At 64.8% G+C, this 22974-nt stretch carries 17 protein-coding genes; 4 read left to right on the top strand and 13 right to left on the bottom strand.

The features are described 5' to 3' along the window. Positions 1-37: 37 nt before the first annotated feature. Positions 38-976 carry a LysR family transcriptional regulator gene (locus PCA31118_RS22345; protein WP_150627187.1) on the bottom strand — a complete coding sequence of 313 codons (939 nt, stop codon included), beginning with the start codon at positions 974-976 and terminating at the stop codon, positions 38-40. 224 nt (positions 977-1200) lie between these two features. Here PCA31118_RS22345 and PCA31118_RS22340 point away from each other — a divergent pair, with 224 nt between their 5' ends. Both PCA31118_RS22340 and PCA31118_RS22335 read left to right on the top strand, forming a co-directional pair. Further along, positions 1201-1800, top strand: coding sequence for an FMN-dependent NADH-azoreductase (locus PCA31118_RS22340; protein ID WP_044457196.1), 600 nt, complete (start codon positions 1201-1203; stop codon positions 1798-1800). A 62-nt stretch (positions 1801-1862) separates the two neighbouring features. Next, a complete protein-coding gene (locus PCA31118_RS22335) occupies positions 1863-2774 on the top strand; it encodes a pirin-like C-terminal cupin domain-containing protein (protein ID WP_150627186.1) in 912 nt (303 codons plus the stop codon). Positions 2775-2950: 176 nt separating this feature from the next. On the opposite strand, the gene PCA31118_RS22330 is transcribed toward PCA31118_RS22335, so the two are convergent. From PCA31118_RS22330 to dsbD, 9 genes are all read right to left on the bottom strand, one after another. Continuing rightward, positions 2951-5260, bottom strand: coding sequence for a TonB-dependent receptor (locus PCA31118_RS22330; RefSeq protein ID WP_150627185.1), 2310 nt, complete (start codon positions 5258-5260; stop codon positions 2951-2953). A 278-nt stretch (positions 5261-5538) separates the two neighbouring features. Then, the gene (locus tag PCA31118_RS22325) at positions 5539-6477 is read right to left on the bottom strand and encodes a uracil-DNA glycosylase (RefSeq protein WP_150627184.1); all 939 of its coding nucleotides are present in this window, start codon (positions 6475-6477) and stop codon (positions 5539-5541) included. A gap of 76 nt (positions 6478-6553) precedes the next feature. Beyond that, a complete protein-coding gene (locus PCA31118_RS22320) occupies positions 6554-7246 on the bottom strand; it encodes a CYTH domain-containing protein (protein WP_150627183.1) in 693 nt (230 codons plus the stop codon). A gap of 141 nt (positions 7247-7387) precedes the next feature. Continuing rightward, positions 7388-8200, bottom strand: a complete 813-nt coding sequence (gene trpC / locus PCA31118_RS22315; RefSeq protein ID WP_150627182.1) for an indole-3-glycerol phosphate synthase TrpC — start codon at positions 8198-8200, stop codon at positions 7388-7390. A gap of 24 nt (positions 8201-8224) precedes the next feature. Next, positions 8225-9253, bottom strand: a complete 1029-nt coding sequence (gene trpD, locus PCA31118_RS22310; protein ID WP_150627181.1) for an anthranilate phosphoribosyltransferase — start codon at positions 9251-9253, stop codon at positions 8225-8227. Positions 9254-9304: 51 nt separating this feature from the next. After that, a complete protein-coding gene (locus tag PCA31118_RS22305) occupies positions 9305-9892 on the bottom strand; it encodes an anthranilate synthase component II (RefSeq protein WP_150627180.1) in 588 nt (195 codons plus the stop codon). Between the two features lie 433 nt (positions 9893-10325). Next, the gene (gene dsbG, locus PCA31118_RS22300) at positions 10326-11219 is read right to left on the bottom strand and encodes a thiol:disulfide interchange protein DsbG (protein ID WP_246190378.1); all 894 of its coding nucleotides are present in this window, start codon (positions 11217-11219) and stop codon (positions 10326-10328) included. Positions 11220-11222: 3 nt separating this feature from the next. After that, positions 11223-12068 (bottom strand): TlpA disulfide reductase family protein, encoded by an 846-nt coding sequence (locus PCA31118_RS22295; protein WP_150627179.1) that lies wholly within the window; start codon positions 12066-12068, stop codon positions 11223-11225. Continuing rightward, complete coding sequence (dsbD, locus tag PCA31118_RS22290) at positions 12065-14110, bottom strand: protein-disulfide reductase DsbD (protein WP_246190377.1); 2046 nt, start codon at positions 14108-14110, stop codon at positions 12065-12067. The genes PCA31118_RS22295 and dsbD overlap by 4 nt, the downstream gene beginning before the upstream one ends. A gap of 158 nt (positions 14111-14268) precedes the next feature. Between dsbD and PCA31118_RS22285 the strand changes: the two genes are divergently transcribed. Together PCA31118_RS22285 and PCA31118_RS22280 are read left to right on the top strand one after the other, a co-directional pair. Further along, positions 14269-14934 (top strand): response regulator transcription factor, encoded by a 666-nt coding sequence (locus tag PCA31118_RS22285; RefSeq protein WP_150627178.1) that lies wholly within the window; start codon positions 14269-14271, stop codon positions 14932-14934. After that, entirely contained in the window at positions 14931-16259 is a 1329-nt protein-coding gene (locus tag PCA31118_RS22280; RefSeq protein ID WP_150627177.1) for an ATP-binding protein, read from the top strand. Before PCA31118_RS22285 ends, PCA31118_RS22280 begins: the two co-directional genes overlap by 4 nt. Positions 16260-16323: 64 nt before the next feature. On the opposite strand, the gene PCA31118_RS22275 is transcribed toward PCA31118_RS22280, so the two are convergent. The 3 genes from PCA31118_RS22275 to rbbA form a co-directional block, all read right to left on the bottom strand. After that, entirely contained in the window at positions 16324-18726 is a 2403-nt protein-coding gene (locus PCA31118_RS22275; protein WP_150627254.1) for a DUF3141 domain-containing protein, read from the bottom strand. A 227-nt stretch (positions 18727-18953) separates the two neighbouring features. Beyond that, entirely contained in the window at positions 18954-20078 is a 1125-nt protein-coding gene (locus PCA31118_RS22270) for an ABC transporter permease (RefSeq protein WP_246190388.1), read from the bottom strand. Between the two features lie 92 nt (positions 20079-20170). After that, positions 20171-22972 carry a ribosome-associated ATPase/putative transporter RbbA gene (gene rbbA, locus PCA31118_RS22265; protein ID WP_150627175.1) on the bottom strand — a complete coding sequence of 934 codons (2802 nt, stop codon included), beginning with the start codon at positions 22970-22972 and terminating at the stop codon, positions 20171-20173. Between the last annotated feature and the right edge of the window lie 2 nt (positions 22973-22974).

The raw sequence follows: 22974 nt of genomic DNA, 5'->3' as shown, positions 1-22974 counted from the left end.
TGCCTCGCGTGCGAGCCGCGTGCGAGGCACCGGGCGCTCAGCCCTGTGCCGGACCCGGCACCGACGGGTCGCGGTTTTCTTCCGGACAGGTGCGCGCGACGGCGAGCATATGTTCGATGAAGGCCTGTGTCTTGCGTGGCAGGAAGCGTCGCGATGGGGTGACCAGATGCACCGGGCTCTCCGGCAGCGACCAGTCGGGCAGCACCTTCACGAGACGCCCGGCGCGCAGCGCGTCTTCCGCCAGAATGTCCGTGAGCGCGGCGATACCGCTGCCCGCGAGCGCCATCTCCTTGACCATCCCCATGCTGTTGACCTGAATCGCGCCGTGCATGGTGACGTCCACGCGCTGGCGACCCTTGTGCAGCGTGTCGGTGTTGAACAGGCGACGCGCGCCCTGCAGGATCACGAAGCGATGTCCCGCCAGTTCGTCGGGCGTTGCGGGCAAGCCCGTCGCGCTCAGGTAGAGCGGGCTCGCATAAAGGCTGCGCGTGAGCTTGAGCAGCGGCCTTGCGACGAGGGTCGAATCGGAGAGTTGGCCGGCGCGGATGGCGACGTCCACCCGCTCGGCGATCAGATCGACGTGACGCGAACTCAGGTCGACGTCGACGGTGATTTCCGGATATGCCGCGCAGAAGGTCGCGAGCGGCACGGCCAGCCATTGCGCGGCGAAGTCGGCGGGCGCCGTAATGCGCAGACGGCCGCGCGGCTTGCTCGACATCTGCGAGGCGAAGTCCCGCGTCTCCTCCACCTCTTCGAGAATCGGCAGGCAGCGCTCGTAATAGGCCTCACCGACCTCCGTGAGCTCCAGCCGCCGGGTCGTCTTGTGCAGCAGCCTGGTGCCCAGACGGGACTCCAGACGCGAGAGCCGTCGGCTGACCGTCGCCTTGGGCAGATCCAGGCGCTCTCCCGCCCGTGTGATGCTGCCCGAGCGCACGACTTCCGCAAAGATCAGCATGTCGTTCAGATCGTCGATCATCGCGTGCGCTCCTCGGTAACGCGGTCATTCAGCCAGATTGCCCTGAAGGGTCATTGTTCCAAAAAGGGAACAAACAATTCGATTTTACCGGCTTGTTTCATTTTTGTGGGTAACTAGAATTCATCCCAAGCCGACGCACAATTCAAGGCGATCCCGAAACGGGGGCCGGGTGCGAACGGATTTTCGAACCTTTCGGGACTACCCCCGGCTCTGGAGCCAGTGACATGACCACCATTCTGCAAATCAATTCCGCCGCCCGTTCGCAAGGTGCCAACTCGACCACGCTCGCCAATGAAGCGGTCGCTCAACTCGTCGCCAAGAATGCCGGCGCCAAGGTCGTCGTGCGCGATCTGCTGACCGATGGCGTGCCGCACCTCGACGAAGCGGTCATTGGCGCGTTCTTCACGCCGGAAGAGCAGCGCACCGACGCGCAGAAGGCCATCATCGCCCGCAGCGACGAACTGATTGCCGAAATTCAGGCTGCCGATTACATCGTGTTCGGTGTGCCGCTGTACAACTTCCAGGTGCCGACGCAACTGAAGTCGTACTTCGACTGGATCGCCCGTGCCCGCGTGACGTTCCGTTACCGTGAAGACGGCAGCGTGGAAGGCCTGATTCAGGGCAAGAAGGTGATCGTGGCGTTCGCGCGCGGCGGCAACTACAAGGACACGCCGGCCGACAGCCAGACGCCGTACATCAAGACGATTCTCGGCTTCCTCGGCATGACGGACGTGACGTTCATCTTCGCCGAAGGTCTGGCACGGGGTCCGGAGTCGGCTGCGGCTGCCTTCGCCGGTGCTCGCGAAGCCATCGCTGCGCTGTAAGCGACCCGACGTCTTCCCGTAACGTCTTCCCGTAACGTCTGAAGCACGCGCAGGAATCCCCCATGGCCAGCTCGACGCCGCTGCATCCGCGTTCGATCAGACGCCCGGCGACACCCGCCGACGCGTTGGCCATCCCGCGCGTGCTTCCCGTGTCCCGTCCCGGCCGTTGTGCGGCTGCGGCGGGCGCGGGTGTTTTCGATCAGGTCGAGTGCACCGACCCGTTCCTGTCGGTCGATATCTTCCGACGTCAGGGCGCGTGCATTCCGCCGCATCCGCATGCCGGGTGTGTCGTGGCGACCTACCTTTTTCCGGATTCGACGACTTCGCTGCGCTGCCGTCACGCGCACGGCGGCGACGATGCGCTGCGTCCCGGCGATCTGCTCTGGCTCGAAACCAACTGCGGCACCGTGCATGAAGAGGCGCCCGGCAGTAGCCGCGCTTCGGTGCGAGGTGTACGCATGGTCGTGAGTCGTGCTGGCCGTCATCCGCACGGCGCGCCTGCGCAGACGGTCGTGCGGGCCGAGTCGATGCCGCGCTGGCGCGAAGGCGACGTCGATTTGACGCTGGTGTGCGGCGACTGGGATGAGCATGGCGTAGTGCGCGCCGAAGGCGGGCGCACCACGTTGTTGCAACTCGACTGGCAGGCAGACACGTTGCGCACGCTCGAGATTCCGTGTGACGGACGCCGCTGGCTCGCGCTGATTGCGCAAGGCGAAGCCGCCGTCGCCGGGCATGCGTTACGCGCGGAAGGGGGCGGCGCGGAAGCGTTGTCGCTGCCACCCGGGGTATGGCAGCTCGCCGGGCGCAAGGGCGCACGGCTGATGCTCGCCGGTGGTGAACCGCTGGGCGAACCCGTGGTGTATCGCGGTAACTTCGCTGCGCGCGACGAAGGCGATCTCGTCGCCCTGACGCGCCGCTACCAGCAGGGCGCAATGGGCGCGCTGGCGCCGGTTTGCGGCGAAACGCAGCCTTAATGTCGTAATGTCGTAACGTCGTAACGGATTGCACCGTTACCGGGACATGCCCGCTGGTGGAGTGCGCCCGGACTACAGCAATAATGCAAAAGGGGATCCGGCCACGATGACCGGATCCCCTTCCTTCCCTTCGTTCGCTTTGTTCACCTCGGGCAGCGGTGTTTACCGACGCCCCCTCACTGATGGAAGTTCAGCGTCAACATGGCGGTACGACCCGGTGCCCACGTGGCATAGATCGGGTAGGCGCTCGAGTAATACTTCTTGTCGAAGATGTTCTGCACGTTCAGTTGCAGATCGACCGAGCGCGATACGCGGTAGGTGGCCATCGCATCGAAGCGGGCATAGCCCGGCGTCCACTTGCGCACCGACGGCGACACCGACGCGTACGTGAGACTCGATAGTGTCATGCCCGCGCCGAGCGTGAGTTTCGGCATGACTTCGTAGTCCGTCCACAACGTCAGGTTGTGCTTGGGCACCATCACCATTGGCAAGCCGTTGGACCCAGGCGCGGCGGCAGGGCCTGCATCGGTCGTCACGGCGTTCAGATACGAATAGCCGCCGAACACGCGCCAATGGCTCGTCAGGCTGCCGGCCCACCCGAGTTCGGCGCCGCGCACGCGTTGGCTTCCCGCGTTGATCGTGCCGCCGAGCCCGTCGGATACACGCGCGTTCGTCTTGTCCGTCTGGAAGAGGGCCGCCGTCAACGACAGACGCTGGTCGATCACGTCCCACTTCGCGCCGATTTCAATGTTGCGGCTGCGCTCGGGCGAGAGGTTGTTGTTGGTCGCCGTGAGCTGGTCGGTGCCGCCACCCAGGCCACTGTTCGCGCCGGGCGGGTTCGCCGACGTGCCATACGATGCATACAGGCTCAGCGACGGCAACACCTTGTAGACGAGACCCAACTGGAAGCTGAACAGGTTCGAGAGGTTCTTCAGGTCGGGTGCGCCGGCCTGCACGGCGTTGACGTCGAAACGGTCGAAGCGCGCGCCGGCATTGAGAAGCCAGCGCTCGGAGAGCTTCACGCTGTCGAACAGATAGGCCGACGCGACGTTGGTCCGCGTGTTGGTCGCTGCGCCCGGGAACCCCTTGTCGCCATTGAGGGCGATGCTGCCCGTCCACGGATTGTCCGGGTTCCAGTTGCCGATCGTCGTGCAGTTGTACCGCACGGCACACAGTGCTGCGGAGTTCGTCGAGCGAATGTTGTTGCCCGCGCTGTCCGTGACGAGATAGCCCTCGTAGCGACTTTGTTCGTTGCTGAATTCGAGGCCCGCAGTGAGCGTGTGCTCGAAGCCGAACAAGGTCGCCTTGCCGGTGAGTTCGGTCTGGTTGGCGATGCTGTTCGTGGCGTATTTACCGCTCTTGGCCTGCAACGCGATGATGTTCGACGTCGCGTTAAGGAACTGCGGGTTCGTTGCGATGTAATCGAGCGTCGAGCGGCCCACCATCGTGGTGTTCTTGATCTTCCACGTGTCGTCGATGCGGTGTTCGACCTTGATCTCGCCGGTATCGGTCTGCCCGCGCCGGTAGTCCCGACTATTCAGGCCGTAGAACTGGTTGCGCTGGAAGCCCCCATCGGGCGTGCCGCCTGCCGCGCGGAACGGCGCGCTGAAGTCCGGCATGTCGTACGAATTCAGGTGGTAGTAGCTCACCGTGACGGTGGTCGGGCTGTTCAGCCCGAATGCCACCGACGGTGCGACACCCCAACGCTTGCTGTACACGTTGTTGCGCCCCGCCTGATCGGCGTCGTGCCCCATGACGTTCAGGCGCACGGCCGTCTGATCGTTGATCTCGCGGTTGACGTCCAGCGTCAGACGCTTGTAGCTGTCGGTGCCCAGACCAAGGCTGGCGTTGGTGAAGTCTTCCAGGCGCGCCGTCTTGGTCGTGATGTCGATGCTGCCGCCCACGGCGCCGCGTCCTGCGTACACCGAGTCCGGTCCCTTGATAACGCTGATGTTCTCGATGGCGAACGTCTCGCGATTCTGCACGCCGGAGTCGCGCATGCCGTCCACGAAGATCGAATTGCGCGATTCGAAGCCGCGAATGACGGGGCGGTCGGCAGACGGGTTTGCAGCAGCGTCGCCGCCGAGGAACGTAATGCCGGGCACGGTCTTGAGGGCTTCGGCAAAGGTCGTGGCGTTCGTCTGCTTGATCAGCTCTTCCGGAATGACGGTGATCGATCGCGGCGTATCGCGCAGCGGCGCGACGAACTTGTACGACGGCAGGGTCTTCGTCTGCATGGGCGACGACACGGCGCTGTCGTTCACCTGCGTGGTCGGCAAGGCGACTGCGGGCGCAGTGCTGCCGCCGGACGGTGCCGTGCCCGAGGTGTCCGGGACTCCCGACGACGTGCCCGACGCACTCTGCGGCGTTGGCTGGGACGTTTGCGCGTGGGCGGGAAGCGCAATGAGGGCGGGGAGCGCGCCGCCCATGACAAGGGCGCAGGCAGAGACGAGCAGACGCTGACGCGTCTGAATAGCGGTAGACATACGTGTGTTTCCGGCGACTGCGCCACCGTCGACGCTTCACAGGCCGGGTAACGCGCGATTTAGTTATTGGTAATGAGATTGATATGAATTCTCATTACGGACCGAAGTTTAATGGCTTTCACATCCCCGTGTAAACGTACGAAACGTATGCAAACGGATATATTCCCGCGAGGCGGTACGTGAGGTGTGGGGCGAAAACGCCCCGGTATTCCTCGTTTTAGTTGACAAAAATCGGGAAATGATCGGTAACTTCAGCTAAAACACGGGGCGCGTTCCGTCTACGCAGGCACACGCCAGTCGATAGGCGATTTACCGTGTTGCGTCACAAACGCGTTGGCGGCGCTGAAGTGGCCGCAGCCGAGAAAGCCGCGATGCGCGGACAGTGGCGACGGATGCGGCGCTTCGAGCAGCAGGTGTCCGTGACCCGAGAGCAGCGGTGCTTTTGCTTGTGCGTGACTGCCCCACAACATGAATACCAGCGGACCCTGTTGCGCCGCGAGGCCGCAGAGCAATGTGTCGGTGCATGCTTGCCACCCCCCCTTTTTGAACGGCTTCGCATGGCTCGCGGCGTTGCCTGCCTCCACTGTGAGCGTCGTGTTGAGCAGCAACACACCTTGCTTGGCCCACGCATCGAGATTGCCATGTGACGGCGGCGCAATGCCAAGATCGCGCTCGATTTCTTTGTAGATGTTGCGCAATGACGGGGGGACTCGCACACCGTGCTGCACCGAGAACGCCATGCCGTGCGCCTGGGCAATGCCATGATCGTCGCCGTGATAGGGATCCTGTCCCAGGATGACGACCTTCACGTCCTCCGGCGAGGTCATGCGTAACGCATGGAAAATGTCCGCCGGATAGACGGTCTTGCCCGCAGCGACTTCGGCGTCGACGTACTGACACAGCGGCGCGTAAGCCTCGCTTTGCATGAACGGCGCAACCAGCGCTTTCCATGCATGGGGCAGTGCCTGGAACTGGTCTTCGACGCGTCCCTTGAGCGGACCGGCAACGCTGTGATCGGTTGCCCTCCTGGCTCCAGCGGCACCAGCGGCATCGTCGACATCGTGGCCGTCGTTCACGATGTCGCTCGCGGCGCTCTCCCGGGCGTCATGTGCGGTGAGAGGTTCCGGTGCGTCGACCGTATCGAACAGGGAGCGCTGACGTTCGCCGTCAGCCGGTGATTGCGGAGTCTTGGTGGTGCGTGGTGAGCGTGATGCCATGCGTAGGATCGGTTGGAGAGGCGAGAGGGCGGATTCGAGGGGGTGAGCAGGCGTGAGGATGCGTGAGCGAGCGTGCTCAGCCCAACACTTGCTGTCGCAGTCGATAGCCGCGCTGCGCTTTGCTCACGTTGTCGGCGTGCAACTCCGGGAGAACGGCGAGCAGATCCTGCGCCAGCGCTTGCAGAATGCGTTCGCCCTGGCCCTGGCGGTCGTCGTCCGGCGCGTCGAGCAACTCCAGCTCCACTTCGACGAGCGGTTCGGTGTGACGTACGCCCTCGGCCTCGACGGCCACTTCGCCGCGATCGAAGGCGATTTCCACGGTCGTGCCGTCGCCAGCGACATAGCGCCACAAGCGTCGTACGAAGTTCGTTTCGAATTGCGCGACAACGTTCTCGCCTTCGTTGCGCAGCAATGCCGCCGTCGTCGGCATATCGCACGCCGCGATCAACGCCGCGAGGTCGAGCGCTTCATCCGGCACGGCCAGCTCCCACTCGTGGCGCACGTGCAATCCGTCACGCGCCTCGCCAACCGACTTGAGCGTTTGCAGCCACTGTTCGGGGTGTCCGTCACGCGCGACAAAGCGCAGACGCAACGCCGCCTTGGCGCGTGCAAGCGCGAGATCCGGCGTGTCGAAATAGCGATTGACGAGATGACGCTGACCCCGGGCGTCCGCCCCGGGTAGTCGGTCGAGATGGGAAATCAGCGCGTCGGCGCGCGCAGTGGGCAGATCGCCCGGCAGGGCAAGTTTGAGTTCGCGTTCGATGGCCATGGGCCGCTCCTGTCTGGGGCACGCCGACCCGCCCGGCGCCGCCATCCGATGCAGGAACGATGCGTCTTGCCGCAAAGCGGGCGGCGCCCGTTCGGGGCGCCGCGCCATCGTTCGTTCAACGCGCATGAGCGCGTTGGCAGATCAGCGGGGCATGTCGAACAGCTCGGCGAGCGCATCGCCCGGCTCGGGCGCGCGCATGAAGGCTTCGCCGACGAGAAAGGCATTGACGTTGGCCGCGCGCAAGCGCGTCACGTCGTCACGCGACAGGATACCCGACTCCGTCACGACAAGACGATCCTGCGGAATGTGTTTCAACAGGCCGAGGGTCGTATCGATGGTGACTTCGAAGCTGTGCAGGTTTCGGTTGTTGATGCCCAGCAGCGGCGTGCGCAATTCGAGACCGGCGTCGAGTTCCTTGCCGTTGTGAACTTCCACGAGCACGGCCATGCCCAGCTCGTGCGCCAGCGCTTCGAGATCGCGCATCTGAGAGAGCTCCAGCGCGGCGGCGATCAGCAGAATGCAGTCGGCCCCCATGTCGCGTGCCTCGTAGACCTGATAGGCATCGATCATGAAGTCCTTGCGCAGCACCGGCAGATCGCACGCCGCACGGGCCGCTTTCAGATATTCGGTCGCGCCCTGAAAGAACTGCACGTCGGTGAGCACCGACAGGCACGCTGCACCGCCTTGCTGGTACGACTCGGCAATTCGCGGCGGCACGAAATGCTCGCGAATCACGCCCTTGGACGGGCTGGCCTTCTTGATTTCGGCGATCACGCCGCACAGGCCGGCGTCGACCTTCGTGCGCAGCGCACCTACGAAATCGCGCGTGCGCAGCGCGCTGTCGCCAACTGTGGCTTCCGCGTCGCGGCGCAGACCGGCCAGGTCGCGCGCCCGCTTGGCGGCGGCGACTTCTTCGGCCTTCACGGCCAGGATCTTGTCGAGAAAGGTAGACATATCGATGACGGATTCGGAGAGAACTTATGCCTTGAAGCGTTGCGTGAACGTGACGAATTCATGGAGCTTTTCGCGTGCCGCTCCGCTGGCGATGGATTCGCGCGCCATCGCGATACCGTCGGCAATCGTCGCCGCGCGGTTCGAAGCATACAGCGCGGTGCCGGCGTTCAGTGTGACGATCTCGCGCGCCGTGCCCGGCGTGTTGTCGAGCGCTTCGATGAGCATCGTCTTCGACTCCTCGGCGCTGCCCACCTTCAGGCTGCGGTTGCTGACCATCTGCAAGCCGAAATCTTCCGGATGAATTTCGTACTCGGTGACCTTGCCGTCCTTCAGTTCGCCGACGAGGGTAGCGGCCCCGAGCGACACTTCGTCCATGCCGTCCTTCCCGTAGACTACGAGCACATGCTCGGCGCCCAGGCGCTCCATCACGCGCACCTGAATCCCGACCAGATCGGGGTGGAAGACCCCCATCAACTGGTTCGGCGCACCGGCCGGATTCGTGAGCGGGCCGAGAATGTTGAAGATCGTGCGCACGCCCATCTCCTTGCGGATGGCGGCGACGTTCTTCATGGCAGGGTGGTGGTTCGGGGCGAACATGAAGCCGATGCCGACTTCGCCAAGACACTCGGCGACCTGCTCGGGGGTGAGCATGATGTTCACGCCGAGGGCTTCGAGCACGTCGGCGCTGCCCGACTTCGAGCTCACGCCACGGTTGCCGTGTTTGGCGACCTTCGCGCCGGCGCCGGCGGCGACGAACATCGAGGCGGTGGAAATATTGAACGTATGCGAAACATCGCCGCCGGTGCCCACGATGTCGACGAAGTGCTCGTCGGAGGGCGCCACGACGTGATTGGCGAACTCGCGCATGACCTGTGCGGCGGCGGCGATCTCGCCGATGGTTTCCTTCTTCACGCGCAGGCCGGTGATGATGGCGGCCGACATGACCGGCGAGATCTCGCCCTTCATGATGAGGCGCATCAGATGCAGCATCTCGTCGTGGAAGATTTCGCGGTGTTCGATGGTGCGCTGAAGCGCTTCTTGCGGGGTAATCATTTTATTGTCCTCTCCTGTGTCGATTGTCCGATGTCTCGATGTGCCGCGATATCAGGCGGCGATGGCCGCGCGCGGCGCCGCTTGCAGGAAGTTGCGCAGCACGGCGTGGCCATGCTCGGACAGGATCGACTCCGGGTGGAATTGCACGCCTTCGACGTCGAGCGTCTTGTGACGCACGCCCATGATTTCGCCATCGTCGGTCCATGCCGTCACTTCCAGACAGTCGGGCAACGAGTCGCGCTCGATGGCGAGTGAGTGATAACGGGTGACGGTAAAGCGCTTGGGCAGATTCGCGAACACGCCCTGTTGCGTGGTTTCGATCTCGCTTACCTTGCCGTGCATGATCTGCCGGGCGCGAACGACGTTGCCGCCAAACGCTTCGCCAATGGCCTGATGGCCGAGGCAGACGCCAAGAATGGGGATTTCGCCGGAGAAGCGCTTGAGCACGTCGAGCGTGATCCCGGCGTTGGCCGGGCAGCTCGGCCCAGGTGAGAGGCAGATTCGCTCGGGGGCGAGTTCGGCGATCGCGTCGAGCGTGATTTCGTCGTTGCGGAAGACCCGGACATCTTCGCCCAGCTCACCGAAGTACTGGACGATGTTGTAGGTAAACGAGTCGTAGTTGTCGATCATCAGCAGCATGATGGTCCCTGTTTGTCTGGTGACAAAGCGTGTCGAACGCGTGGAATTTGCGATGGTCCCCTGAGCGTGCCCCCATATGGAATTCGCGGTCCGCGGGGGAGGGCGCTATGGGGATGAGATAGACGTGGCGGGTTACCGCCACCAGCGCAGGGCAGCGGTCAGGGGCGACCAGAGGAGGGAGGACGACTGATGCGACTTCATAGTGAGGCGATTGTAGCAGCATCTCCGGCACGCCGTGGGCGGGTGTCGCAAAAAGCGGTCATTCGGCAGATTTCGCGCGCGATCTGACCGTTTTTCGCAAGAATGTGCGCCGCAGGGCGTGGGGCGCTCGACGATTCTGCTACGTGATGACCGGGCCGGATTGGACTGGATCGGACCGGACCGCGTGCGGGCGCTCGCATCCGACCGCCCGCGCTCGCCCGCCCCGGCGTGCTCAGCGCATGCCCAGGATGGTCGTCAGCGCGTCCGCCGGCGGCATGCCGTTGGCCCGCTCGACCACGCCCTTGTCGTTTCGGTAGACGATGCCGGGCGTGCCGCGAAAGCCGAACTCGGCCATCAGTTGCTGGTTGGTCTGGAGCTTTTCCGCGACGGCCTTGGTGACGTTGCGCACGGGCTTGATGCCGCCCTGCGCGAACTTCTGCTCGTTCTGCGCGAGTGCGGCAGACGGATTCTGCGCACCGAAAATGGCGGCCGCCTTGGTCACGCTGTCGGCTTTGATGACCGCTACGAGCACATGTCGCAATTGCACCTTGCCGGCGTCGACCCACGGCCGCGCTGCCTCCCAGAAGCGATGGCAGTATGGGCAGTTCGGGTCGCTGAAGGTGTACACGACGCGCGGCGCGTCCTTCTTGCCGTCCTGAATCCAGCTGGAGGCCGCGAGTTTCGACCACATCGCGTCGCTCAGCGGCTTTTCGATGCGCTTGGTCACGCGCTCCACGTCGAGCGGTTTGCCGTCGGTGCCGATTCGCGTGCCGACGATCCCGTTGCCGTCGGGGAGCAGATAGACCGCTATCGGCTGCTGGCCGGCGAGTCCGGCGTAGGCCGACAGGTCCTTCACGCCCGTGTCGAACGGCTGCAATGCCGTCACGCCCTCACGTGCCAGTGCCTGCACGACGGGCGGCATGGCGGTGGGTGGCGTGACGGGGGATGCCGAGGGGGCCGCCAGGGCAGTTGGCGCAGGTGAAGCCATGGGGGCGGCGACGGGGGAGATGGGTGCGATGGGTGGGGCATTCATGGGCGAAGCGGCGTCCGCCGCGACGCCCGACGTCGAGATCGAGAGCGCAGCCAGTGAACCGAAGGTGAAGGCGAGAGTCTTGCGAACCGACATGGGTTACTCCTTTGATGGGGAAGACGTCGGGGAAGGTGGAGGTTGCTTGAGCTTTCGATGAAGTACGTCGCGCAGGCGAGCCGCCGTGAGTTCGCCCAGATGGGCGTCGACGAGACGACCGTTTGCGTCGAAGTACAGCGTGGTGGGAAGCGCGCGTGTGCGAGCGGCCTGCATGGCTTGCGATTGCGGATCGAGCAGCAGATGGTCGAACGTCAGTCGCTGCGACCTCACGAACGCGGCCACCGTGTGCACCGCCTCGCCCTGATTGACCATCAGGAACTGCACCTCCGGATAGTCCGTCTGCGCCTGGGCGAGCACGGGCATCTCACGCCGGCACGGCGGGCACCAGCTGGCCCAGAGATTCATCACGATGGGTTTGCCCAGGTGCGTTTCCAGCGGCACGGGGCGGCCACGAATGTCGGAAAGCGTGAGCGGGGGCAGCGGCGGCGCTTCGCGCAGCATGAACGCCAATCCCGCCTGCATGACACCCCATAGGGCTGCGCCCGCCAGCATGGCGCCGAACAACGGGCGCCGGCGCTGCGGCGAACGCCGCGTGCGCCACCATGCCCACGCGAGCGAGGCGACGGCCCCGCCGGGGACGTCGAAACCACCGTCACCCACGGCGACGATCGATACGGGCGCCGCTACGTAGTGCGGCCACCACCGCAGCACATAGACTGCGCGGGCGACAATCAGACCGATGAAGAGGGCGTCGAGCAATGTGCTGGCGGCGGCGCGACGCGACAGGGCGTCCGTGCCGCGCCGCCAGTATCGCGCGACGAGCCACGCGAGGAGTGTGGCCACCAGGAGGGCCGCTGTCGTTACCGGAAAGGGGCCGACGCCGATCATGGCGCCTCCGGCGCTTCGGCCGCCCTTCCTGATTGCGCCGACTGTGCTGACTGGACTGGTTGTGCAGCCCCGGCGGCCCTCGCCGTCTGTGCGGACTGAGCGGCATCGAGACGGCTCAGGAAGGTCGTCGCGTTCATCTCGCCGACCATACGGTGCTCCCGCACTTCCTTGCCGGTGGCGTCGACCAGAATGAGCGTCGGCGGTCCGAGCACGCCCCAGCGCTTCATCAGCGTCTGGTCGATGGCGTCGTGCTTCGTGACATCCGGTCGCAACACCTGCATCTGCGCCAGACGTGCGGCGACTGTGGGGTCGCCGAACACGTTGCGCTCGATGACATGACAACTTGCGCACCAGTCGGCATAGAAGTCGATGAGCGTCCATTGTCCCTTGTCGACGGCCTGCGCAATGCGCGCATCCAATTCGTCGGCCGATTTGACACTGACGTAATCGACCGGCTTGCCAGCACGCGCGCCTGTCTCGGCGAGGCTCGCGACGACGCCCGCCCGGACGTGCGCGAGCGGTTGCACCAGCGAGTCACCGCCGGACGCCGCCCCGACGAGTACGAGCAACGACCAGAGCGCGGCCAATGCCGACGCGAACACCAGTGCCCAGCAGGCGGTCCGGGCGCGCATGGCCCACGCCCAGGCGCCCAATCCTACGGCCAGTCCGAGTCCGAGGGCGCCCCACAGCGCGAGACTGACGTGAGCCGGCAGGAAGCGGCCCAGCATCATGATCGCCATGCCGACCATGACATAGGCGAACGCGATGCGCACACGCATCATCCATGCGCCCGGGCGAGGCAGAATGCGCGCGCCGAACAGCGCAATGGCAAGCAGCGGCGTGCCCATGCCGAGGCCCATCGCGAAGAGGGCGCCGCCGCCCATCCATGCGTTGCCCGTCTGCCCGATGTAGAGCAAAGCGCCAGCGAGGGGCGCCGTCATGCAAGGGCCGACGAGTAAGGCGGACAGCAGGCCCAGCATCGCCGCGCCGGTGAGACTGCCTCCGGTGCGGTGGCGTCCTGCGGCGTCGAGTCGACTGACAATGAACGAAGGCAAACGAACTTCGAACATGCCGAACAGCGACGCCGCCAGTACCAGAAAGAGCGCGGCGAAGGTGCTCAGCAACCACGGCGATTGCAGCGTCGCTTGCAGGTTCGCCCCCGCCAGCGCTGCGGCAACGCCGATGCTCGCATAGGTGAGCGCCATGGCCAGCACGTAGGCGCACGACAGCGACAGCGCGCGCATGGGCGTGGGTTGATTGCCCACGATCATCGTCGAGACGATGGGCACCATCGGTAGCACGCACGGGGTGAACGCCAGCATCAGGCCGAGGCCGAAGAACAGCAACTTGGCTGCCACGGGATCGAGCGTGGCGAGCTGATTGGCGGCTTCCTGGTCTGCCGCGAGCGCATCCGGGGCCGTGGCCGCAGCGGATCCGTTGGCGGCAGGGGCTGGGGGGATCGCCGTCGCACCGCTTGCGTTTGCGGATGCAGCGGACGCTGCGGACTCAGCAGACGCAGCGGTCTCCGTTGCCTCGCTGGACGACGCGATGGTCGCGAGTGCCGCCGAAGCATCGCCGTACTCCGCCGGCGGGAACGCGTTCGATAGCGCAATCCGGATGGTTTGCGGCGGATAACAGATGCCCGCCTGCGCACATCCCTGCCAATGCAGCACGACGTAGTCCGTGCGCAGCGCGGGCAACTTCAGCCGAAGATCGTCGTCATAGTAGATCTCCGATTTGCCGAAGAACTCGTCGAAATGATGCTTGCCGTCGGAGAGGGTGAAGTCGACCGGGTTTCCCGATGCGTCCTCGATACGCAGTGAATGGCGATAAACGTAGTGATCCTTAGCAATTTTGCTGCCGATCACGATGCTGCCGTCGTCGTGAAGTGGCGCATTCAGTCGCAAGACCTGCGAGGCTTCGAGCACCGGTGAACCGGACTGCCAGGGCAGCGCGGCAACGGCCGGGGTCACGCGAAGCGCACTGAATGCACTGACTGCGCCGAGCAAAATCACAAAGATGAAAACGATTCGACGTAGCAATCTGTCCTCCCTGAGTCAGTCGAAGCAAGACAGAGCGTGGCCGAAGACGATTAATTGAAAGTTAACTTGCGCCGGCGTGTGACGTGCTGCATCTCGCGCACGCGCGTTATACGTAACATGTTGGGGTACCGAATGAGGCTTGAAAGAGGCGTGAATCAATGCGAGTACTGCTGGTAGAGGACGATCGTCTGATCGCGAGCGGCATCGTCGCGGGACTCTCGACTTTGGGAATTCACGTCGAAGCCAGTGCTTGTGGCGACGCGGCGATTGCCGCGCATGCCGAGAACACGTTCGATGCGGTGGTGCTCGATCTCGGCCTGCCCGATGGCGACGGTCTCGATGTGATCGCGAGCGTGCGCGCTGTCGAACCGGACGTGCCGGTGCTCATTCTGACCGCGCGCGACGGCATCGAACATCGTATTGCCGGGCTGAATGCCGGGGCCGACGACTACATGGTCAAACCCTTCGATCTGCGCGAACTGGCGGCACGGTTGCACGCGCTCGTGCGTCGTGCGCATGGGCGCGCCGCACAGATCATCCAGGCCGGTCCGTTGCGGCTCGACCCGGCAAGCGGTCTGGCATGGCTCGATGGCGAACCTGTCGAACTCTCGCGCCGTGAGGTCGATCTGCTCGCCTATCTTGCCAGCAGCCGGGGCCGATGGCTCTCACCCGACATGCTTCACGTGCGCCTGTACGGCATGACGGAGCGCGTCAACAGCAACGTGCTGAACGTTCATATCCACAATGTGCGCCGCAAGCTCGGGTGCGACGCGATTCAGACCGCACGCGGCCTCGGCTATCGGTTGGGATGGAGCTTGTCATGAGCCTTCGATTGCGGGCAGTGCTGATCGCGGGCGTAGCGCTGGTCCTGCTGTGGAGCGCTGCGGCGGGCTGGATGATGCGCGGCGTGCGCGCGAGTCTCGACGACGCGCTGGACGAACGTCTTGCGATGTCGGCCACGATGGTCTCCGGCCTGATGGCGCGCGCGGCGTTCTCGCCGCTTCCGCAGCAACGTGACTGGGACGAGGTGATCCGCACCGGGGCGAGCGACGGTATCGCGTGTGAAATCCGCTCGTTGCAGGGCGCGGTGCTGGCGCATACCGATGGCGGCCCGCAAGCGTCGTCGCTCGCCCTGCCTGCGGGCTTCAGTACCCACGAGATCGATGGCCGACGCTGGCGCATTTACGTATTGCAGGACGCAGGCGGCTATCAGGTGATGACGGCCGATCTTGTCGGGCGTCGCGCAGTGCTTGCGCGCGACATGCTTCGCGCGGCGGGCGTGCCGTTCTTCATTGCCGTCGTCGGCGGTCTGCTCGCGTTATGGATCGGCATCGGACAAGGGCTTATGCCGCTGGAGACGTTGCGTACGCGGTTACGCCACAAGCGCACTGACGACACGACGCCCGTCGACATCGGCCGCGCCCCGACGGAGCTACGACCTGTCGTCGCGGCACTCAACGCGTGGCTCGACCGTCTGGCGTACACGCTCGCGGGCCAGCGCGCGTTCACCGACGGCGCGGCACATGAGTTGCGCACCCCGCTTACCGCCATCGACACACATTTGCAGGTGGCGCAGATGACGCATGGCGAGCCTTCGCAACGAGCGTTGCAACAGGCGAGCGCCGGGGTGAAGCGGATGCGTCACACACTCGATCAGATGATGACGCTGGCCCATGCCGAAGCACCCGTGCACGCACAGGACAAATGCGATTCGATCGGCAGTGTGATCGACGACGTGCTAAGCGAGTGGGGCGAAGCGGACCGCTTCCAGTTCCGCATGACCGGCGCGGACAGCGGCTCCGTGTTGCCGCGTTCGATGCTGGTCACGGCCGTGCGAAACCTCGTGGACAATGCGGTGCGCTACTCGCCGGCGAACAGCGAGATCACGGTCACCGTGCGGGCCGACGACGCTCCCCGTCGCTATTGCATCGAAGTCGGAGACCGGGGGCCGGGACTGGCCCCCGGGCAAACGGAGAGACTGGGGCAGCGATTCTGGCGCGGCGATCTGGGCCGTGAGCGGGTCCCGGGCGCAGGGCTGGGGATTTCCATCGTGCAGGCCATCGCCCGGCGGTTTGACGCGACGCTGGCGTTTGCGCCGCGAGACGGCGGTGGACTGCTGGCGCGATTGACTATCCCGGCGGGCGAATGACGTGACGGGGCAGCGAGTCGTCCGTACTCGCCGCGTCCGTCCCTGAACCTCGCTCACGTCGGAATCACGTCGTCTTCCTGGCCTTCGTGGTCGTTGTTGCCTTGGGGGGCCTCGCGGTCCTCGTCGTGTTCGTGGTGCTCTTGGTTCCCATGGCTTTCGCGGTGGTCGCAGTTTTCTTGGGCCGTGCAGCGCTCGTCGTCTTCGCTGGTGTTGCTACGGCTTGCTTTGCTGCGGGCGCACGCTTGCGCGGCGCGCTCGCAGGCGTTGCCGACCCGGCGCTTGCGCTCGCACGAGGCTTCGCATTACCGCCGACTTCGGCGTCCCGCTTTTGCGCCGCACGCTCGAATACCGCAAGCACGCGTTCAAGATCGTTCTGCTCGCCGTCTTCCAGCGGCACCGCGAAACTCAGATCGCGCACGGCATTGGCCACCAGCCGAATGTGTTCGGGAGATGCCTTTGCCAGCATGCCCGGAATCGCGTCCATTGCTGCATTCGGGGCCATGCGCAGCAGCCCCGCCTGACGACGGATGATCTCGCGAAAGTGCTCGATGGAAATCTCGGCGTCGCCGCGCGGCAACGAGCGCGCGAGGTTGAACTGCCGCTCATCCGCCTCGCCGTGAAGACGATGCACCCAGAGCAGCGCGCGAATCCCGGCTTCGAGCACGCCACCCTGGCGCACCTCATGACGGCGCAACGCCAGTGCCTCCTTGACGAAAGCCACATGCTCGGGGGAGGTGCCGGGGTGCACGCGTACGGCGGCACCGTCGCTGCCATGCAACCCCGCCAGCGCCTGCACCCACGGCTGGCCGTAGATCCATTCGAACGTCTTCTCGTAGCCGTCGTCGCGTACGTCCCGATAGAAGTTCAGCGACTGCTCGATGGCGCTCGATATCGCTGTCTCCAGCGCGAGAAACGGATTGTCGGGGGACACCGGACGCCGGGTCTCGCGCACACGCTCGGCCTTCTCGGCGAACGGCACGGCGAACGGATTCCGATCGGACCACAGTTCGTAGTTCACGCGCAACGGATGCAGCAACCGCATCCAGTAGGCAGAGGTCGGTGTCACCATCGCCCGCACCCACGGCTGCACGAGACTGCGGTACAGGCCCAGATGGATGTCCGACAGATGCGCGACCGCCGCAAACCGTCGGTCGCTCTCAGGGTCGGGCTGCACGATGGCGCGCACATCCTCCACGCTGCGACGCTGAATCGACATCACATAGTCGCCTTCGGCCAGTTCGCCATGCAGCGTATCGTCCGTCTTGTCGGCGATCTGCGCCTGATAGATCCCGGCAGGCAGCACGTCGATCAGATCGATGTTGTTGACGAACTTGCGGTGCTCCTTGCGGCCCGTGCTGCCCGACACGAAGATGCCCAGGTGCCCGATGCTGTCGTGTGTGGCGTACACAATGGTCTGATCGTGGCTCAGCACTTCCTCGTCGTCGCGATACATGTCGGTCACGAAGCCGAGCGCCTGCGGCGGCGGCGTGATGTTGTCGCCGTATGAGCAAAACACCACGATGGGCGAGCGGATGTTGCGCAAGTCGAGACGGATGCCGTCGCTCGTAATCAATTCGGCGCTGGTGAGCCGGTTGCCGACGAACAGGTTGTCGACGATGTACTGCATCTCCTGCGCGTTCAGAAAGACGTGGCCGCCCCAGTACTTCTCGAAGCCGAGATAGCGCGGCGCTTCTGTGTCGACGTTCGCGTACAGGTGATACTTCTTGCGCCAGAGCGTGTTCGCCGGGTCGAGATTCTCGAAGTTCTCCACGAGCCATGCGCCGTCGAAGCGCCCGTCGCCGAGATCGCTCGTGAGCGCGGTGAGCCAGCTCCCGCCGAGCAGTCCGCCCGAATAGCGCATGGGGTTGCGCCCGCGCCAGCCTGCCCAGTACGACACCGGGGCGCCCGCCACGATGATCGGACCGAAGAGTTCCGGGCGCATAGCCGCCGTCATCAGCACTTGCCATCCGGCCTGACAGTTGCCGATCACGGCCGGCTTGCCGGCGCTCTCCGGATGCAGCGAAATGACCTTTTCCAGAAAGGCGGCTTCGGCGCGCATCACGTCTTCCACGGTCTGACCCGGCACCGGGTCGGGCAGGAAGCCCACGAAGTAGCACGGATGTCCGGCGCGCAGCGCCGCGCCGATTTCGCTATCGGGCTTGAAGCCGCCGATGCCCGGGCCGTGGCCCGCACGCGGGTCGACCACGACGAATGGGCGAGCATTGGGCAGTGTGGGCGTGTCCTTCGGGGGGACGATGCGCATCAGGCAGTAGTTGCACGGGCGCGGCAGCGTGTGCGCATCGAGAATCACTTCCGAGGCGAAGTCCAGCACGTTCGGCGCCGACTCCGCCAGGTGCGCCTGATACTGATTGCCGCGCTGACGCATCACGTCGGCAAACAGGACGCTGCGTTGCCAGGCATCGACGGCGTATTCGGCGGCGGCGGCCATCCACGGCAGGCTTGTCATCCACGGGGTGGCCGGGAGCCAGGGGGCGTCGCTGCCCGCGATGGCGGATGTGGCGGCCGTGCTGGAGGAAGGGGCAGCGGCGGTGCGACGCGAAGCGTGACGGGAGGTGCTGCGCTCCAGTGCGGCAGACGACTTGGCAGGCATGGCAATGACCTCACAAATCCGGCATGACAGGATTGGCGGACGTCGCGACGGCGGGCAACAGGGAGGTCGTCGGGCCGCGCGCGTTACGCCATCGAACTGAGCGTGCGGCGAAAGCGCCGCAGCGAGATGGTGAAGAACACGGCGCCAATGACCACGAGCGCCAGGCACTGCACCCACACGACGCCGATCCCGGCGCCGCGAAACAGAATCGCCTGCCCGAGTTCGACGAAGTGCGTGGTCGGGGCGGCAAGCATGACGTCCTGCACAATCTTCGGCATGCTCTCTCGCGGCGTGTTCCCGCCCGAGAGCATTTGCAGCGGCAACAGCACCAGAATCAGCAACATGCCGAACTGCGGCATCGAACGTGCGAGCGTGGCGAGGAAGATCCCCATCGACGTGGTCGCGAACAGATGCAGCGTGGCCCCCAGCAGGAACAACGCCACCGAGCCGCCGATGGGCACGTGCAGCGCGCCGCTCACGATCAGCCACAGCGACATGGCTGCCGCGATGAGCACGACCAGCCCCATCGACCACACTTTGGCCAGCATGATCTCCGTCGGTGTCACCGGCATGACGAGCAAATGTTCGATGGTGCCGTGCTCGCGCTCACGAATGAGCGCGGCACCGGTAAGGATGATCGACAGCATGGTGATGTTGTTGATGATCTGCATGAGCGCGCCGAACCACGCTCGCTCCAGCGTCGGATTGAAGCGAACGCGCAACGCAAGATCGACGGGCAGTTCAGGCGTCGAGCGGTATCGCTGCAGGAACTCGCGCACTTCCGAGGACACGATCTGCTGTACATAACCGCTGCCCGAGAACGCCTGACTCATGCGTGTGGCGTCGACATTGAGCTGAACCTCGGCGGCGCGCCCGGCGAGCACATCGCGCTGAAAGTTCGGCGGAATGTTCAGCGCAAACGTGTACTGGCCTTCGTCCATGCCCCGGTCAACGGCATCCGCCGTGATCATCTTCGGCATGGTGAACTGCGGCGGATAGAACGCGGACACGATGCGCTGCGACAACGGCGAGGCGTCTTCGTCGACGATGGCGATCGGCGCCAGATGCAGGGTGTCGGGCTGCGCGGTCGCCGACGAGTACACCGAGGCCGTGAACGTGTAGATGATGAGCACCAGCATCATCGGATCGCGCACCAGGCTCCACAACTCCTTCACGCCGAGGCGGTAGATGTTCGCGATATGGCGCAGCCACGGGTGCCTGCGGCGCGGGGGCGCCACGCGTGCACCCGGCGTGGCCGGCGCGGGCTCGGGGGAGGCCTGGGGTGTGCTCGGGCTGGCCATCACTTGTCCTGTTTCTTGAGCAGCAGGATCGTGGCGCCCAGAATGATGGGCACGGCAACGAGCATCGGCCAGAAGGCGTTGCCGAGGTCGCCGAAACCGAGCGCCTTGTTGAACACCCCCCGGCTGATGATCAGCATGTAAGTCGCCGGATAGATCTCGCCGATGAACCGCCCCGACCCTTCCATCGACGGCACCGGAGTGATCATGCCGGAGAACTGGATCGCCGGAATCATCGTGCCGATCATCGTGAAGAACAGGGCCGCGATCTGGCTGCGGGTAAAGGTGGACGCGAGCAGGCCGATGCCCGTGGCGACCACGTTGAAAATGAAGACGGCGGTAATGAGCGTGAGAAAGCGTCCCTTGACGGGAACGCCGAACAGCGTCACGGCGATGAGCGTCATGAGCAGGAAGTTGAGCATGGCGAGCGCAACGTACGGAATCTGTTTGCCGATGAGAAATTCGGTGCGCGTCACGGGGGTGACGTACAGATTCAGGATCGAGCCCAACTCCTTTTCACGCACGACGGACAGGGCCGTGAGCATGGCGGGCAGCATGAGCAGGAGCAGCGGAATCACCGCGGGCACCATGGCGGGCAGGCTCTTCACGTCGGGGTTGTAGCGAAACCGTGTCTCGATGTCGAGCGACGATGTCGGACTCACGCCGAGCCGTCGCAACGACTGATCGGCGAGCCAGTTCTGATGCATGCCCTGCACGTAGCCTTGCACCGTTTCCGCGCGCATGGGCATCGCGCCGTCGATCCATGCGCCGATCTGCACGGCCTTGCCGCGCGAGACATCGCGGGCGAAGCCCGGCGGGATTTCGATGGCCAGCGCCAGTTCGCCGTTGCGCAATCGGCGGTCCATGTCGTCGTAATCGGCGAGCGGTGGTTGTTCGATGAAATAGCGCGAGCCCGCAATATTGAGCGCGTAGTTCTGGCTCAGTGTGGTCTGGTCCCGGTCGAGCACGGCGTAGCGCAGGTCCTCCACGTCCATGCTGATGCCGTATCCCATCACGAGCATCAGGACCAGTGAGCCGACGAGCGCCAGCGTGGCGCGTACGGGATCGCGTTGCAACTCCAGCGTTTCGCGCCAGAGGTAACTGATCATGCGGCCCAGTGAGAATCCCTTTTGCTTGGCGTGCGCCGCCGGCTCGGATGCCGTGGGCGCGTCGGACGCCGGTGTCTGCGGGGCTTCAGGCGTGCCGCCGCCCGCCTCCACGAGATATTCGATGAACGCCTGTTCGAGCGTGTCGGCGCCTTTGTCTTGCGTAATTTTCGCGGGCGGATTGGAGATGAGCACCTTGCCCGCATGCATCAGCGAAATGCGATCGCAGCGCTCGGCCTCGTTCATGAAGTGGGTCGAGATGAAGATCGTCACCTGGTCGCGGCGCGACAGTTCCACCAGCAAGCGCCAGAAGTTGTCGCGCGCAACGGGGTCCACGCCCGAGGTCGGTTCATCGAGAATCAGCAACTCGGGCTTGTGCACCATGGCTACCGCGAGCGACAGACGCTGGCGCATGCCGAGCGGAATGCTGTCGGGCAGCGCGTCGACGACGTCCGCCAGATCGAAGCGCTGCACCATCTCGGCAACACGGGTTTCGACGTCCGCTTCGGGCACGTGGAACAGGCGCGCGTGCAGCACGAGGTTCTGGTGCACCGTGAGTTCGGTGTAGAGCGAGAACGCCTGCGACATGTAGCCTACGCGGCGTCGCGTATCGATGTCCTTCGGGTCGACTTCGTGCCCGAACAGCCAGGCTTGTCCGTCGCTGGCCTGCAGCAGGCCGGTGAGCATCTTCATCGTGGTCGACTTGCCGCAGCCGTTGGAGCCGAGGAAGCCGAAGATTTCCCCGCGACGAATGCGGAAGTCCACATGGTCGACGGCGACGAAATCGCCAAAGCGCATCGTCAGACCCTTTGCCTCGATGGCGATCTCGGTGTGTTCGTCGATGTGCAGCGGCGGAATCACGACCGGCTCGTAGCCGCGCTTCTTCTCTTCCGGCAGCAGGTCGATGAACGCCGCTTCCAGGGTCTCCCGCTTGGTGCTGGCGAGCAGTTCGGACGGCGTACCGGTGGCGAGCACCTTGCCAGCGTCCATGGCGACGAGCCAGTCGAAGCCCTGCGCCTCGTCCATGTACGCCGTGGCGACGATCACGCTCATCGTCGGACGCTCGCGACGGATTCGCCCGATCAGATCCCAGAATTGCGCGCGCGCGAGCGGGTCCACGCCGGTGGTCGGCTCATCGAGAATCAGCAGATCGGGATCGTGAATCAGCGCGCAACACAGGCCGAGCTTTTGCTTCATGCCGCCGGAGAGCTTGCCGGCGGGTCGTTCGAGAAACGGGTGCAGGCCGGTGCTGCGGGTGAGGTCATCGATACGGCGGCGGCGTTCGGCGGCGTCGTGGCCGAAAAGGCGCGCGAAAAATTGCAGGTTTTCCTCGACCGAGAGCGTTGGATAGAGGTTCTTGCCCAGCCCCTGCGGCATGTAGGCGATGCGCGGGCAGACGAGATCGCGGTGCGCCTTGCTCGCCATGTCGCCGCCCAGTGCCTCGACCGTGCCCGTCTGCACGGCGCGCGCGCCCGCGATCAGCGAGAGCAACGTCGATTTGCCCACGCCGTCGGGGCCGATCATGCCGACCATGCAATTGGCGGGGATATCGATGGAGACGTTGTCGAGCGCGACGGTCTTGCTGCCGTATTTCAGGGTGACGTCCACCACGTGCACCACGGGGGGCACGCCATGCCCCGGCGGTGACGCCGGGCCGGGGGGCGTGGGGGGCGTGGGTGGAAGGGACGAGTCCGTCATGA

It is taken from the genome of Pandoraea captiosa, assembly GCF_902459775.1.
GTDB classification, from domain to species: domain Bacteria; phylum Pseudomonadota; class Gammaproteobacteria; order Burkholderiales; family Burkholderiaceae; genus Pandoraea; species Pandoraea captiosa.
The sequence above is the reverse complement of the archived record's forward strand: the minus strand, read 5'-3'. Positions and strand labels throughout refer to the sequence as shown.

Excerpts from the sequence above, each read along its gene's own strand:
- PCA31118_RS22345 (WP_150627187.1), bottom strand. The coding sequence starts at position 976 with ATGATCGACGATCTGAACGACATGCTGATCTTTGCGGAAGTCGTGCGC.
- PCA31118_RS22340 (WP_044457196.1), top strand. The coding sequence starts at position 1,201 with ATGACCACCATTCTGCAAATCAATTCCGCCGCCCGTTCGCAAGGTGCC.
- PCA31118_RS22335 (WP_150627186.1), top strand. The coding sequence starts at position 1,863 with ATGGCCAGCTCGACGCCGCTGCATCCGCGTTCGATCAGACGCCCGGCG.
- PCA31118_RS22330 (WP_150627185.1), bottom strand. The coding sequence starts at position 5,260 with ATGTCTACCGCTATTCAGACGCGTCAGCGTCTGCTCGTCTCTGCCTGC.
- PCA31118_RS22325 (WP_150627184.1), bottom strand. The coding sequence starts at position 6,477 with ATGGCATCACGCTCACCACGCACCACCAAGACTCCGCAATCACCGGCT.
- PCA31118_RS22320 (WP_150627183.1), bottom strand. The coding sequence starts at position 7,246 with ATGGCCATCGAACGCGAACTCAAACTTGCCCTGCCGGGCGATCTGCCC.
- trpC (WP_150627182.1), bottom strand. The coding sequence starts at position 8,200 with ATGTCTACCTTTCTCGACAAGATCCTGGCCGTGAAGGCCGAAGAAGTC.
- trpD (WP_150627181.1), bottom strand. The coding sequence starts at position 9,253 with ATGATTACCCCGCAAGAAGCGCTTCAGCGCACCATCGAACACCGCGAA.
- PCA31118_RS22305 (WP_150627180.1), bottom strand. The coding sequence starts at position 9,892 with ATGCTGCTGATGATCGACAACTACGACTCGTTTACCTACAACATCGTC.
- dsbG (WP_246190378.1), bottom strand. The coding sequence starts at position 11,219 with ATGTCGGTTCGCAAGACTCTCGCCTTCACCTTCGGTTCACTGGCTGCG.
- PCA31118_RS22295 (WP_150627179.1), bottom strand. The coding sequence starts at position 12,068 with ATGATCGGCGTCGGCCCCTTTCCGGTAACGACAGCGGCCCTCCTGGTG.
- PCA31118_RS22285 (WP_150627178.1), top strand. The coding sequence starts at position 14,269 with ATGCGAGTACTGCTGGTAGAGGACGATCGTCTGATCGCGAGCGGCATC.
- PCA31118_RS22280 (WP_150627177.1), top strand. The coding sequence starts at position 14,931 with ATGAGCCTTCGATTGCGGGCAGTGCTGATCGCGGGCGTAGCGCTGGTC.
- PCA31118_RS22275 (WP_150627254.1), bottom strand. The coding sequence starts at position 18,726 with ATGACAAGCCTGCCGTGGATGGCCGCCGCCGCCGAATACGCCGTCGAT.
- rbbA (WP_150627175.1), bottom strand. The coding sequence starts at position 22,972 with ATGACGGACTCGTCCCTTCCACCCACGCCCCCCACGCCCCCCGGCCCG.